Source organism: Gemmatimonadales bacterium, assembly GCA_036265815.1.
Taxonomy (GTDB): Bacteria; Gemmatimonadota; Gemmatimonadetes; order Gemmatimonadales; family GWC2-71-9; genus CAVVWJ01.
In genome coordinates this window covers 1-12,415 of sequence record DATAOI010000119.1, presented here as the reverse complement: position 1 = coordinate 12,415, position 12,415 = coordinate 1, and the positions used below count along the sequence as shown (strand labels likewise).

The 12,415-nt window shown below is 69.3% G+C and carries 12 protein-coding genes; 1 reads left to right on the top strand and 11 read right to left on the bottom strand.

Going from position 1 to position 12,415, the window contains the following annotated elements; genetic code table 11:
- Position 1: 1 nt before the first annotated feature.
- Both VHR41_21270 and VHR41_21265 read right to left on the bottom strand, forming a co-directional pair.
- The gene (locus tag VHR41_21270; GenBank protein ID HEX3236738.1) at positions 2-943 is read right to left on the bottom strand and encodes a CoA ester lyase; all 942 of its coding nucleotides are present in this window, start codon (positions 941-943) and stop codon (positions 2-4) included.
- A complete protein-coding gene (locus VHR41_21265; GenBank protein ID HEX3236737.1) occupies positions 940-2,181 on the bottom strand; it encodes an alanine--glyoxylate aminotransferase family protein in 1,242 nt (413 codons plus the stop codon). The genes VHR41_21270 and VHR41_21265 overlap by 4 nt, the downstream gene beginning before the upstream one ends.
- A 141-nt stretch (positions 2,182-2,322) precedes the next feature.
- Between VHR41_21265 and VHR41_21260 the strand changes: the two genes are divergently transcribed.
- Positions 2,323-3,663: a DUF4147 domain-containing protein gene (locus VHR41_21260; GenBank protein ID HEX3236736.1), complete on the top strand. Its 1,341-nt coding sequence runs from the start codon at positions 2,323-2,325 to the stop codon at positions 3,661-3,663.
- A gap of 21 nt (positions 3,664-3,684) precedes the next feature.
- Here VHR41_21260 and VHR41_21255 read toward each other — a convergent pair whose 3' ends face one another.
- The 9 genes from VHR41_21255 to VHR41_21215 all read right to left on the bottom strand — a co-directional run.
- A complete protein-coding gene (locus VHR41_21255) occupies positions 3,685-4,062 on the bottom strand; it encodes a LytR C-terminal domain-containing protein (GenBank protein ID HEX3236735.1) in 378 nt (125 codons plus the stop codon).
- 14 nt (positions 4,063-4,076) lie between these two features.
- The gene (locus VHR41_21250; protein HEX3236734.1) at positions 4,077-4,673 is read right to left on the bottom strand and encodes an HD domain-containing protein; all 597 of its coding nucleotides are present in this window, start codon (positions 4,671-4,673) and stop codon (positions 4,077-4,079) included.
- Positions 4,670-5,545: a pantoate--beta-alanine ligase gene (gene panC / locus VHR41_21245; protein ID HEX3236733.1), complete on the bottom strand. Its 876-nt coding sequence runs from the start codon at positions 5,543-5,545 to the stop codon at positions 4,670-4,672. Before panC ends, VHR41_21250 begins: the two co-directional genes overlap by 4 nt.
- A gap of 4 nt (positions 5,546-5,549) precedes the next feature.
- Entirely contained in the window at positions 5,550-6,362 is an 813-nt protein-coding gene (gene panB, locus VHR41_21240; protein ID HEX3236732.1) for a 3-methyl-2-oxobutanoate hydroxymethyltransferase, read from the bottom strand.
- Entirely contained in the window at positions 6,359-6,793 is a 435-nt protein-coding gene (gene folK / locus VHR41_21235; GenBank protein HEX3236731.1) for a 2-amino-4-hydroxy-6-hydroxymethyldihydropteridine diphosphokinase, read from the bottom strand. Before folK ends, panB begins: the two co-directional genes overlap by 4 nt.
- Position 6,794: 1 nt before the next feature.
- Positions 6,795-8,876: a methyl-accepting chemotaxis protein gene (locus VHR41_21230; GenBank protein HEX3236730.1), complete on the bottom strand. Its 2,082-nt coding sequence runs from the start codon at positions 8,874-8,876 to the stop codon at positions 6,795-6,797.
- Positions 8,873-9,667, bottom strand: a complete 795-nt coding sequence (gene trpA / locus VHR41_21225) for a tryptophan synthase subunit alpha (GenBank protein HEX3236729.1) — start codon at positions 9,665-9,667, stop codon at positions 8,873-8,875. The genes VHR41_21230 and trpA overlap by 4 nt, the downstream gene beginning before the upstream one ends.
- A complete protein-coding gene (locus VHR41_21220; GenBank protein HEX3236728.1) occupies positions 9,660-11,111 on the bottom strand; it encodes an HD domain-containing phosphohydrolase in 1,452 nt (483 codons plus the stop codon). The genes trpA and VHR41_21220 overlap by 8 nt, the downstream gene beginning before the upstream one ends.
- Positions 11,108-12,415: HEAT repeat domain-containing protein (locus tag VHR41_21215; protein ID HEX3236727.1), on the bottom strand; the 1,308-nt coding region annotated here is incomplete at its 5' end. The genes VHR41_21220 and VHR41_21215, both read right to left, overlap by 4 nt.

Below are 12,415 nucleotides of genomic sequence, written 5' to 3'. Positions count from 1 at the left end.
GTCAGTGCGGTGTCCCGATCGCCCGCGCCGTATCGACCACGTTCTGCGCCATCCGGGCGGACGCCGCGTCGATCATCTTGCCGTCGAGCTGCGCCGCGCCGCGGCCGTCCCGCGCCGCCTCGTCCAGCGCCGCCAGGATGCGCTGAGCCCGCTCCACTTCCGCCGCCGGAGGGGTGAACACCCGGTTGGCGAGATCGATCTGCGACGGATGGATGGCCCACTTCCCTTCGATGCCAAGCGCGGCGCCGCGGCGAGCCGCGGCGAGGTAGCCGTCCGGGTCCTTGAAGTCACCGAAGGGACCATCGATCGGGCGGAGTCCGTAGGCCCGGCAGGCCACGACCAACCGGGCGAGGCCGGCGTGCCACTGGTCGCCGGGGTAGTCCGGGTTGAGGCCGCCGATGCTGACGGTGCGCGCCCGGCAGCTCGCCGCGTAGTCCGCGACCCCGAAGTGCATCGCCTCGAGCCGGCGGCTCGACTGCGCGATGGCCTCGATATGGGCCATGCCGAGCGCCGTCTCGATCAGCACGTCGATCCCGATGCGGTGAGGAATTCCCCTGGCGCTCTCGATCTGGGTGAGCAGCGCATCGACCAAATAGACGTCGGCCGGCACGCCCACTTTGGGAATCAGAACGGTATCGAGCCAATGGCCCGCCTGCTCGACCACGTCGACCAGATCCCGGTACATGTAGTGCGTGTCGATCCCGTTGATCCGGACGCAGATCGTCTTCCCGCGGCCGCGCCAGTCGTGCTCCTTGAGCCCGGCGATCACGTTGGCGCGGGCCCGCTCCTTGTCGCCCGGCGCGACCGCGTCCTCCAGATCGAGGAAGATGTAGTCCGCGCTCCCTTCCAGCGCCTTGCCGAACAGCGCCGGTTGCGAGCCCGGCACCGCCAGCTCGCTCCGTTGCAGCCGCGGGCGCGCCGGTTCGTGCCGGGTGTGGCTCATCGGGCTCCGGCGGCCGCGACGGCGGGCTGCGCGTCGGGCGCGCGGGGCGCACTCTCGCGAGTGGGCAACGCCTTGGCGGTGCCGCGATAGTACTCCGACGCCGCGGCGACGCCGCTGCCCGGGGTGACCTTGATGCCGACATCCCGCATGGCCATCTCTGCGCCGGCGAGAGCGCCGAGCAGCATCAGCTCGTTCAGGTCGCCCAGGTGGCCGATGCGGAACAGCTTGCCCGCCATCCGCGCCAGGCCGGCGCCCAGCGCGAGATCGTAGCGCCGGTAGGCCACGTCGATCACGTCGGCGCCGTTGACACCGGGCGGCACCAGGATCGCGCTCACTGTGTCCGAGTACCACCTGGGCGCGCGGGCGCAGAGCTCGAGTCCCCATGCCTTCACCGCCAGCCGCACACCCTCGGCCAGCCGGTGGTGCCGGGCGTAGACGTTCTCCAGCCCCTCCTCCAGCAGCATGTCGATCGATTCGCGCAGCCCATAGAGGAGCGGCAGCGAGGGAGTGTAGGGGAAATACCCGGTGGCGGTTGCCTTCAGCATGTCGCCGAAATCGAAGAACACCCGCGCGCACCTGGCCTGCTCCCGCCGGGCGAGCGCTTTGGGACTGGCCGCGACGATGCCCAGGCCGGCCGGCAGCATCAGGCCTTTCTGGGAGCCGGTCACGGCGAGGTCCACACCCCACTCGTCCATCCGGAAATCGAGACTGCCGATCGAGCTCACACCGTCGACGTAGAGCAGCGCCGGATGCTTGGCGCGATCGATTGCCTTGCGGGCGCCGGCCACGTCGCTGGTGACCCCGGTGGCGGTCTCGTTGTGCACCACCAGCACGCCTTTGATCTCGTGCGCCTTGTCGGCCACCAGCGCCTCCTCGATCCGGTCGAGCGGCGCACCCTCGCCCCACTCGACATCGAGCACGTCGACCTTGAGGCCGATGCGCTGGGCCAGGTCGATCCACAGGTGGCTGAACTGGCCGTATCGCGAGGCCAGCACCCGATCGCCGGGCGAGAGCGTGTTGCTGAGGGCAGCCTCCCAGCCCCCCGTGCCGGTGGCCGGAAAGATGAACGCCTGGCCCGAGGTGGTCCGGAAGATCTTCTTGAGATCCTCCAGCACCGGCGTGGCGAGCGCGGGGAACGCGGAGGAGCGATGGTCCTCCATCGCGATGTGCATGGCGCGGAGGACACGGTCGGGCACATTGGTAGGCCCGGGGACGAAGAGAAAGTTGCGGCCGGCCATGCGCGAAACCTCGGTCGAAGATGGAGCGGGGCGAAACGGGCGACGCCGCCGCCGGGCGTAAGTAGATTGCAAGGCAGCCCGAATAATTATGCGTCAACCCATGTATAGCACTTTGTGCTTTTTTTCACAAGGTAGCCTTTCTTGGTCTCTTTCCCTGCCGATCGCACCGCCATCCCGGCCAGTCGCGAGCTGCTGGTTGAGCTGTATACCGTTGCTACAGCAGCGGTTGACCCAGCCCCAGCCCTCGCGCGCCGGCTCCGCGGTCTCCACCCCGACTCGCGGGCGCACCGCTGGGTCGTGGCTCTCGGCAAGGCCGCATGCCCCATGGCGCGGGCCGCCGTCGAGGTGCTGGCGGAGTGGGGTGCTGAGCCCGCCGGCGGGCTGATCGTCGGGCCGGCCGATGATTCGTCTCCCCACCCTCGCCTCCGCGTTGTCCGCGGTGACCACCCCGAGCCCGGTGCCGGATCGCTGGAGGCCGCCCTGGCCCTGGAGCAGACCGCCACGCGGGTTGGCCCGGACGACGAGGTGTGGGTGCTCCTGTCAGGCGGAACCACCAGCCTCATCGGCGCACCCGAGGAGGGGCTCTCCCCTGCCGAGCTGTCCGGGCTCTACGCGTTGCTGCTCGGCTCCGGTCTCGACATCACGGCCATGAACCGGATCCGGAAGCGCTTCTCCCGTTGGGGCGGCGGCCGGCTCGCCTTGGCACTCGCCCCGGCCCGCGTCCGGGTCTACGCGGTGTCCGACGTCATCGGCGACGACCTCGCCTCGATCGGCTCCGGTCCCTGCGTTCCCGACCCGACCACCGCGGCCGACGTGCGCCGGCTGCTCCAGGAGTCGAAGCTCTGGGACCGCGTGCCACAGACTGCCCGCCGCCTGGTCACCGCTGTCGAGGCCGGAGAAAAGCCGGAGACGCCAAAGCCTGGCGATCAGGCCTTCGCGCGGGTGTCCGTCGAGCTGATCGCCAGTAACAGGCTGGCCCTCGAAGCTGCGGCCAAGCGGGCGGCCGAGTTGGGCCTCGCTCCGGTGATTGAGGGGACGCCGCTCGCCGGGGAGGCGGCGGCGGCCGGAGCGAGTGTAGCCGCTTTACTCCTCCAACATTGCGGTCGCGGGGAGATCCCGCAACCTGAGGCCAGTACCCGGTGCATCATCTGGGGAGGGGAGACGACCGTGACCCTCGGCTCGTCGGCCGGCATGGGAGGCCGTTGTCAGGAGCTGGCCCTGGCCGCGGCCCGGACGCTTGCAGGCACGAGGACTGGGCCCGCCCTGCTCGCCGCCGGTACCGATGGCCGGGACGGACCAACCGACGCTGCTGGAGCCATCGTGGACGGCCGCACCTGGGATGCCGTGCAGGATGCGGGGCGCGATCCGGCGCGGGACCTCGCTGCCCACGATGCCTACCATGCCCTGGACGCGGCCGGCGCCCTGCTCCGCCCGGGCCTCACCGGAACCAACGTCATGGATGTGGTCATCGGGATCTGTTGACGCTCGCGACCGCGCTCGCCGTCAGGGATGCAGCGGGAGTCGAGGCCGGTAGTCGTCACCCAGGAGCACGCTCACATCCACCCGCCGCAGCGTGTCCGGCTGAATCACCACCCGACCGGCGCCGAGCGCGTCGGCCACCTCCTTGCCCCGCCCCGGATCGCCGCGACGCACGACCACACGGGTGCTCTCGATCGGACCCTCCGCGTTGCCGAAGAACACCACGTCGAGACCCTGTTCCCGCAGGACCCGAGTGGCCACCCGGGCGAATCCCGGACGGCGGGTACCGTTCAACACCTCGACCACAATTCGATTCTTGCCGGACGGGATAGCGTAGGCGTGTCCCTCCACCTGCTCGCGGCGGGCGGGCAGGAGCAAGGCCAGCAAGGTCAGCAGGGCCACGCCGCCTCCGGCGATCAGCGTGAGGCGGACGATCCGGCGACGAGACTGTTCCAGAAACGGACCGTGGGTTCGGGCAGGGGCCAGCCGGACTGGACGAGGTGTGCGAGGCGCTCGGTGGCGATCTGCCGCAGCACCGCCTGGGGCTCCTGGGGGAAGCGCCGGGCCAGCTCGGCGCGATGCTCCGGGTCCTGCGGTCGTCCGGGCTCCAGGTAGTCGGCACAGTAGAGCACCCGTCCCACCATGTCCCACTCCGCCAGTCCGATCGAATGGTAGCGCACTGCGTCCAGCACGCCGCGGTCGGTCTCGCCCTCGGCTTTGGCGCGTGCGGCGCTGGCGGGGCCGTGCCGGATGCGCGCGGGGCCTGGTGTGCTCGAGGCCCAGCTCTCCAGCTCCTCGATCGGCGCGTCGCGCAGCGCATCGTGCAGCCAGACCGCGCGGAGCCAGCGATTGCGCTCGTTGTCCGGAACTCCGATCTCCTCAGCCCAGCGGGAGGCGAGCTGGGCCACCCGCTCGATATGGGCGCGCCGCTCGGGACTGACCACCGCCCAGGCCGGCAGCGTCGGCCGGAGCTCGGGCGATCGAAGCGAGGCATCCGCTTCCGGAGCGGTCATTCGATGCCGGTGCCCAGCACGATATTGTCGATCAGCCTGGTGGTTCCCACCCGGGCCGCGACCGCCACTACGGTCTCGGGCTCCGCCATGGTCACCGGCGCGAGCGTCGTCGGATCGGCAATGGCGATGTACTCGATGCTCGCCTGGGGAAACGCCGCGAGCGTGCGGCGCATCCGCGCTTCGATCGGCTCGGCCCGCCGCTCGCCCTCCCGCCATGCCGCGTGGGCCTCCCGCAGCGCCGCACTCAAGCCCAGCGCGGTCCGCCGGTCCTCCGGCGACAGGTACGCGTTGCGGCTGCTGAGGGCGAGTCCGTCGGACTCCCGCACCGTCGGGACGATCACGATGTCGATCGCCCAGTCGAGGTCACGCACCATCTGGCGCACGAGGGTGGCCTGCTGAACATCCTTGCGTCCGAAGCAGGCCACGTCGGGCTCGACCAGGTGGAAGAGCTTGGCCACGACAGTGAGCACCCCGGCGAAATGGCCCGGCCGGGCGGCGCCTTCCCAGCGCGCGCCGGTGGGACCCGGCACCACCCGAATCTCGGAGCCCGGCGGGTACATCATGGTCTCGGTGGGCAGGAACAGCGCGTCCACGCCGCGGGATTCGGCCAGCCGCCGGTCGCGCGGGAGATCACGAGGATAGCGGTCGAGATCCTCGTTGGGGCCGAACTGCAGCGGATTGACGAAGATGCTCATGACCACGGCCTCGGCGCGGCGGCGCGCTTCGTCCACCAGACGCAGGTGCCCTTCGTGGAGGAAGCCCATGGTCGGCACCAGGGCGACGCGACGCCCTGCCCGCCGGTGCTCGCGCACCCAGCGCCGCAGGTCGACAATGGTGGTGAGATCCAGCATGGGGGAGTGGGGCGCCGCCATCGCCCTAGTCAAAGCTGTGCTCCCGGCCCGGGTAACTCCCGCTCCGCACCTCCGCACCGTACGCGCGCACCGCCTCCCGCACCGCTTCGCCCAGCGCGCCGAAGCGCTTGAGAAATTTCGGATTGAATCCTTCGTTGAGGCCGAGCATGTCGTGGAGCACCAGCACCTGCCCGTCGCAGCCGGGGCCGGCGCCGATGCCGATCGTCGGAATGGTGAGCGCAGCGGAGATTTTTTTCGCGAGCTCACCCGGAAGCAGCTCCAGCACCACCGCGCAGGCGCCCGCCTCCTCCAGCGCCTTGGCATCGGTCAGCAGCCGCTCGGCCGCGCCAGGATCACGCCCCTGCACCCGGTAGCCCCCGAGCGCGTGCACCGACTGCGGCGTCAAGCCCAGGTGCCCGATGACGGGAATGCCCCGGTCCACCAGAGCGCGCACCGTCTCCGCCATCGGCCGACCGCCCTCGAGCTTCACTCCGTGGGCCCCGGTCTCCTGCAGCACCCGCCCGGCGTTCCGGATCGCGTCGGCAACGGTGACTTGATACGTCAGAAAGGGAAGATCGACGAAGACCAGCGAGGTGCGCGCCGCGCGGCGGACGGCGGCGGCGTGGTAGATCATCTGCTCCAGCGTCGCGCTCAGGGTGGTCTCCTGGCCCGCGATGACCTGGTTGAGCGAGTCGCCGACCAGGAGGACATCCACGTCGGCCTGCTCCAGCAGCCGGGCGAATACCGCGTCGTAGCAGGTGAGCATCACGATCCGCCGGCCGGCCGCCTTCATGGCGAGCAGATCGAGCACGGTGAGGGGGCGTGACTCAGTCTTCATGTCGGTCCGCGATCGTAGGGTTGCAGCTCCGCCAGCTCTCGCAGCCAGAAGTCGCGATTGGGCAGCTCCGGATGAGGAATGATAAGGTCGGGCTCGGCCAGATGACGCTCGCCGAACCGGACGATGTCGAGATCGAGCGTTCGAGGCCCCCAGCGGGCGGTACGGATCCGGCCAGCCTCGCGCTCGATGGCCTGACACGCCTCGAGCAAGGCGCGCGGCTCGAGCTCGGTCTCCAGCAACACCATCTGATTGAGATAAGGCGGCTGGTCCATGCCGCCCAGCGGCGCGGTCTCCTCCACGCCGGACGCGGCCACCAGCGCCGTTCCGGGCAGGGCCCCGAGCGCCTGGCGGGCATGCCGCAGGTGAGCCGAGCGATCTCCGACGTTGCTGCCCAGCGCCACGTAGACCCGCTGGCGCGCGGGGGGCCCCACCTCAGCTCTCGACGGCGAAGTGGCTCACGATGCGCTGCAGATCGGTGGCCACGTCGCCCAGCTCGCGGATCGCGCGCTCCAGGTCGACCTGACCCGAGGCCGCCTCGGCGGCGCGCCGCGCCAGCGCCTCGGTGTCGTTCCGGGTCCGGGCGCTGCCGGCCGCCACCTGCTGGATCTGACCGGTGAGCCCACCCACCGCCTCCAGCTGCTCGGCCGCGGTGCGGGCGATGGCGCGGGCGTGCTCGCCGGCCTCCCGGGTGGTGCCGACGATGGCCTCCAGTGCCATGGCGGCGTCCGCGCTCAGCTCCTCCACGCCGGCCACCGCCTGCCGGCCGCGCTCCATCTGCGATGCCACCGTGGCGACCTGCCCCGCGATCTCCTCCAGCAGTACCCGCGCCTCCCCGGCCGCGTGCAGGCTCTGGGCGGCCAGGTCGCGTACCTCGTCGGCCACCACGGCGAACCCACGACCTCCGGCTCCGGCCCGGGCCGCCTCGATGGCCGCGTTGAGCGCGATCAGGTTGGTGAGGTCGGCGATCTCCCGGATGGTGCCGATGAACCCGGTGATGCGCGCGGTGAGACGACCCAGCGTTCCCACCTGGTCGGCGCTGGCGGAGACGAATCCTTTCAATCCCACCAGCCGGTCGATCGCGTCACCGATGACGGCGCGGTTCCGCACCGCCACCTCAGCGGCGGTGCCACTCGCATCCGCGGCTTGCGCCCCCTGGGTCGACATGGCACGGGACGCGGCGGACAGGGCGTCGGTGGCCCGCAGGCCCCCTGCGACGAAGCGCTCCAGCTCGGACGCGCCCTGGTGCATGCCCTGGGACGCGTCCGCCAGCGCGCTGGCCGAGGTGCGCAACGAGTCGGTGACCCGGGCGAGCGCCGTCACCTGGCCGCCGATCTGCTCCACGGTGCTGAGCAGCGGCCGGCGCAGCTCGGTGATGTGAATGGCGGTCGCCATCTGGTTGGCGAGGGTGCTGAGCGCCAGCAGATCCTTGGCGCCATAGGCGTGGCGCTTGGGATGGTCCACCTCGACCGTGCCCAGGAGCTCGTCCCCGAAGCGGATCGGGTGGATGACGAGGCTCCCGATCTGCGGCATCGGCCGCTGCACCCGCGGATCCTTGCGAACATCCTTGACGATCACGGTTTTGCTGGTGGTCATCGCTTCCAGGCGGAACTGGGTGATCTCGTCCGGCGGATCGCCCCGGCCCGGCCGCCCCAGCGCGCCGCGATAGGTCAGCGCCGGCCCGTCGGCCGTTGCGCGATAGATCCGGAAGTCCCCCCAATCGATCAGCCGGTACGCCAACCGCTCGATCTGATCAAACGACCCCTGCAACGTCGCGTTGCTGGCGATGGCCGCCTCCATCAGGTGAACCTTGTTCAGGTCCTCGGCACCGATCGCCTCTTCCAGAATGCGCCGGGTGAGCAGCCCGAACAGCCCCAGCGCGAAGCCCACGGTGATCCAACCGACGGGGGCCAGGACCCTGAGCGAGCCGACCACCACCACGGTGGCGGCGAGGGTCAGGAGATAGCTGATGATCTCCCAGCGGAGAATGAGGATCTTCTCCGCGTGCTCCAGCTTGTCGCGGATCAGCAGGGTGAAGTAGAACAGGCTCCGCCCGGCGAAGAAATAGAAACAGACGAAGATCGCGGCGGCGGGCAGGAAGTCGAGCGAGAGGTCGGGCGCGCCGCTCGCCGCCAGCACCGCGGCGTAGGGGCCGTAGGCGGAGAGGAAGGCGAGCACCTCGCGTCCGGCATTGATCAGTCCGGCGCGGGGAAGCTTCCTGAGCCAGAGCACATCGGAGGTGAAGGTGCCGATCAGGAGCGCCAGCACCACCGGACTGGGACCGACACAGATCCCGCCGACCAGGGCCGGGACGCCGGTCTGGGTGAGGTAGGAATACTTGCTCAGCCGGACGGGCGCGGCGCGCAACGCGAGCACCGTCAGCGTGAGCAGCAGGACCGCGATCGGCTGATCCAGCCAGCGGAGGTCGACGGCCAGGGCGGCGGCCGCCACGATGAGGCCTCCGGTCGAGAGCACCCGGGCGTAACGATCGAGCATTCGCTGAACGTCCAGCTTCATGAGTGCCCACCACCCCCGTTCAGCGCGGCCCGCAGACTGCTGAGGAAGTCGGCGGCCGCATCGACGCCCCCGGTACCGAGGATCTCCACCAGGGCGCTCCCGACGACGACGCCGTCGGCCACGCGGGAGACCGCACTGGCCTGGGCCGGAGTCGAGATGCCGAACCCGACCGCCACCGGCAGCGCGCTGGCGGCACGCACCTGCGCGATCGACCCTTCCAGCCCCGCGGCCAGCGATGCCGTCGCGCCGGTGACACCGAGCCGAGCGATCAGATAGATGAAGCCCTCCGCGCCCTCCACCGCCCGGGCCATGCGCTCCGGGCGGGTGGTGGGCGCCACCAGACGAATGAGGTCGAGTGGACTCCGCTGGACCGCCCGCTCCACCGGAGGATCGCTTCCGGCGGGAAGATCGGTCAGCAGCAGCCCGGCGATGCCCAGCGCGTCGGCCGCCGCCAGGAAGCGGTCGATCCCGTAGCGGAGGATCGGATTCAGGTAGCTGAAAACCACGACCGGCCGGGACAGCCTGGCGCGGCCGATCAGCTCCAGGGTGCCCGCCAGCGTCATGCCTTGCCGCAGCGCCTCGAAGGTCGAGCGCTGGATGGTGGGCCCGTCCGCCAGCGGATCGCTGAACGGCACTCCCACCTCCAGGATGTCGGAGACCCGGTCCGCCGCCCGCAACGCCTGGAGACTCGCCTCGGGCGTGGGATAGCCGGCGGTGAGGTAGGGGATCAGCGCGCGGCGCTGGGCGGCTCGGAGTGCCGACCAGACCGGCGCCAGCCTCGATTCAGACAAAGTAGTCGCCGACCGTCAGTCCGTAGCGCCCAGGATTGGTGACTTTCACGATCGACCGCCGGAAGGCGCCACTCTCATCCTGCTCGGCCAGATTGACCAGCTGGCCGGGTGGCGGCACGGTGCCGCCGTCGATATCGATGGCCAGCCGGACCAACGGCCGGTGGAGCTGCTGCCCTTCGGGATTGGGGGCCGCCACGATACCCACCTCGAGGGTATCGAAGATGACGCAGGTGCCGACCGGATAGATGCCGATCAGATTGATCAGCGCCTTCACCAGCACGATGTCGTAGCCCCGCTTGGGATTGTCCCACATCTCCTTGAGGACTTGGTCCGGCTCGATCGGGATGGTCTGGTAGCTGCGGCGGGTGGTCGCGGCGTCGAAGCCGTCGGCCACGGCCACGATCTTGGAGAAGATGCCCAGCGTCCGCGGCCGGATCGACTTGGGGTAGCCGGTCAGGTCGGTCTTCATGTGATGCTCGTGCGCCACCAGAATGGTGCGGTAGGGCAGCTCGTCGTGCGACCGCATACCGAACAGGGTGAGCGCGCCGAGCCACGGGTGGGCCTGCATGATGCGCCACTCGACCTCATCGAGGCCGCTGGTCTTGTTGAGGATCTCCACCGGCACCCGGGCCTTGCCCACGTCGTGCAGCAGGGCGGTCATGCCCAGGTCGTAGAGCTGCAGCCGGGTGAGCCCCAGCTTCTTGCCCAGCGCGACCGAGAAGATGCACACATTTACCGAGTGGGTGAAGGTGTATTCGTCGTAGTCGCGAATGGTGGTGAGGCCCACCAGCGAGGTCTCGTTGTTCAGCACCTGATCGACGATGAGCTGGACCGCCCGCTTCACCCGCTTCACGCTGGTGGCCCGCCCTAGCCGGACCCCTGTGATCACGTCCTTGGTGACCGCCACGCCCTGGGAATAGATCCGCTTGGCCGCTTCCCGGGACTGTTCTGCGTCGGGATCGGTGTGGCTGGCCCGCTCGATCTCCAGGCCGGTGACACCGCCGGCGGCCAGCCGCTCGAACAGCTCTTCGAAGCGGTCGCCCGGCTCGCCCCGCTCCGAGAGGCTCAGGAAGAGGCTCAACAGGATCTGCCACTCCCGGCGCTCGCTGCCGTGCACCCGCAAGGCACCGATATCGAACGCCCGCAGCATGGCCAGGATGTGGCTGAAGGAGGCGTAGTTGTCGAGCTCGAGCCGAAGGCGGGTGGAGTTCACGAAGATGAAGTCGCCGGCCAGCCGGATCTCCAGCTCGATCTCACTCCTGAGTAGCGCGCGGGTGGTGTTGTCGAGGTCGCTCAGGGACTTCTGAACCGTCGCGTTCTCCAGGGGATACAGCTTGAGGCTGCGCAGCGCGGTGTAGAGCGCGAGCAGCAGTGAGCGGCCGCCCTGACGCAGCTGTCCGTCGTCGCCTGGGGCGCCGGTGGCCAGCTCGATCGGGCTGCTCACTTCTTAGCCTCTCGCAGCGCGCGATTGACCGCATTCCGAACCACCAACTCCTTGTCGTCCTGGGCCCGCTGCAGGACCTCCCGGGCTTCGGCAGTCTTCAATCGTCCCAGCGCTATTGCGGCGCACGCGCGAGTCTCCGGCGGCTCTTTCATCCGCAGCAAGCCACGCTCGAGCAGGAGCGCGCTGAGGGGCTTCAGCGCATTGGCGCCCGCAATGGAGCCATAGGCTTCGAAGAAGGCCATTTTCTCCGTCAGATCCATGTCCTTGATCGCCTTACCCAGGACAAGGGCTTCGATGCGCCGGAGCGCGCCCTTGTAGCCGCGAGAACCAGCCGCCCGTACCGCGGCCAGCCTCACGTTTCGATCTTTGTCTTCGATGGCTTTGTCGACCACCGACATCGCGCCGGGGGTGCCGAGCAGTCCCAGCGTTTGGACCACAGCAAGGCGGATAGCAGGATCAGGATGATTGATGGTCTCTGCCAGCCCCTGAACAGCCTGATGCAGACCCAGCCGGCCACACAGGGTGACCATTCCGAGCAACGCCGGTGACTCCGGCTCTTTGAGGATTCGCTGGACCTCGGCCGGATAGCTGTGCGCCAACCGATCGACCACCTCCTCCAGCATTTTGCGCAGCGGGTCGGAGGTGAGATTCGGCAACCAGCCTACCAAGGGCTCCAGGGCAGTCGCCCGAAGCTCGCGCAGCACCTCGGCGGCATGGGTATCCACGCCGAGATGGCTCGCCTCGTCGAGGGACTGCAGCAGCTGTCCCACGATGGCCGGCTCGCTCAGCTTGGTGACAAAGACCTCGAGCCGCTCGGTGAGCTCCGGCTGCAGCTGCACCGCCTTGTCCCGGAGCAGCTTGGATTCCCGGAGCACCGCAGCAGCGCTGCGATAGTCGCGGGCGTTCAGAAGATTAGGGAACAGGCGCTCGAGAGCTCGGAGGATCTCCTGACGGACATTCAGATCCGCATTGATCTCGAACAGGTCGAACAGGATGTTGAACGCGCTGCCTCGGACGTCTCGCTGATATTCCTCCTCCAGCTCCCGAGCCAGGTAGCTGATTTCCGCTTCATCCAGGAAGTAGAGTGTGGAGTCGACGTCGTCGATCTCGATCAGGCTCTTGGCCCTTGCGGGGGCCTCCTCGGCGACTCGTGCCTTTCGGTCGGAGGGAGTCATACCCTGAGCCGCCGACTGGCCGATGGCCTGAGGCATCGCCGTGCCACCGCCCTCGCCGGTGAAGAAATCGATGAAGCGATACTCGATGAACTCGAACTCGTGCTCCCAGAGGAGGGTCGGCAAGTCGTC

Excerpts from the sequence above, each read along its gene's own strand:
- VHR41_21270 (HEX3236738.1), bottom strand. The coding sequence starts at position 943 with ATGAGCCACACCCGGCACGAACCGGCGCGCCCGCGGCTGCAACGGAGC.
- VHR41_21265 (HEX3236737.1), bottom strand. The coding sequence starts at position 2,181 with ATGGCCGGCCGCAACTTTCTCTTCGTCCCCGGGCCTACCAATGTGCCC.
- VHR41_21250 (HEX3236734.1), bottom strand. The coding sequence starts at position 4,673 with ATGACCGCTCCGGAAGCGGATGCCTCGCTTCGATCGCCCGAGCTCCGG.
- panC (HEX3236733.1), bottom strand. The coding sequence starts at position 5,545 with ATGGCGGCGCCCCACTCCCCCATGCTGGATCTCACCACCATTGTCGAC.
- panB (HEX3236732.1), bottom strand. The coding sequence starts at position 6,362 with ATGAAGACTGAGTCACGCCCCCTCACCGTGCTCGATCTGCTCGCCATG.
- VHR41_21230 (HEX3236730.1), bottom strand. The coding sequence starts at position 8,876 with ATGAAGCTGGACGTTCAGCGAATGCTCGATCGTTACGCCCGGGTGCTC.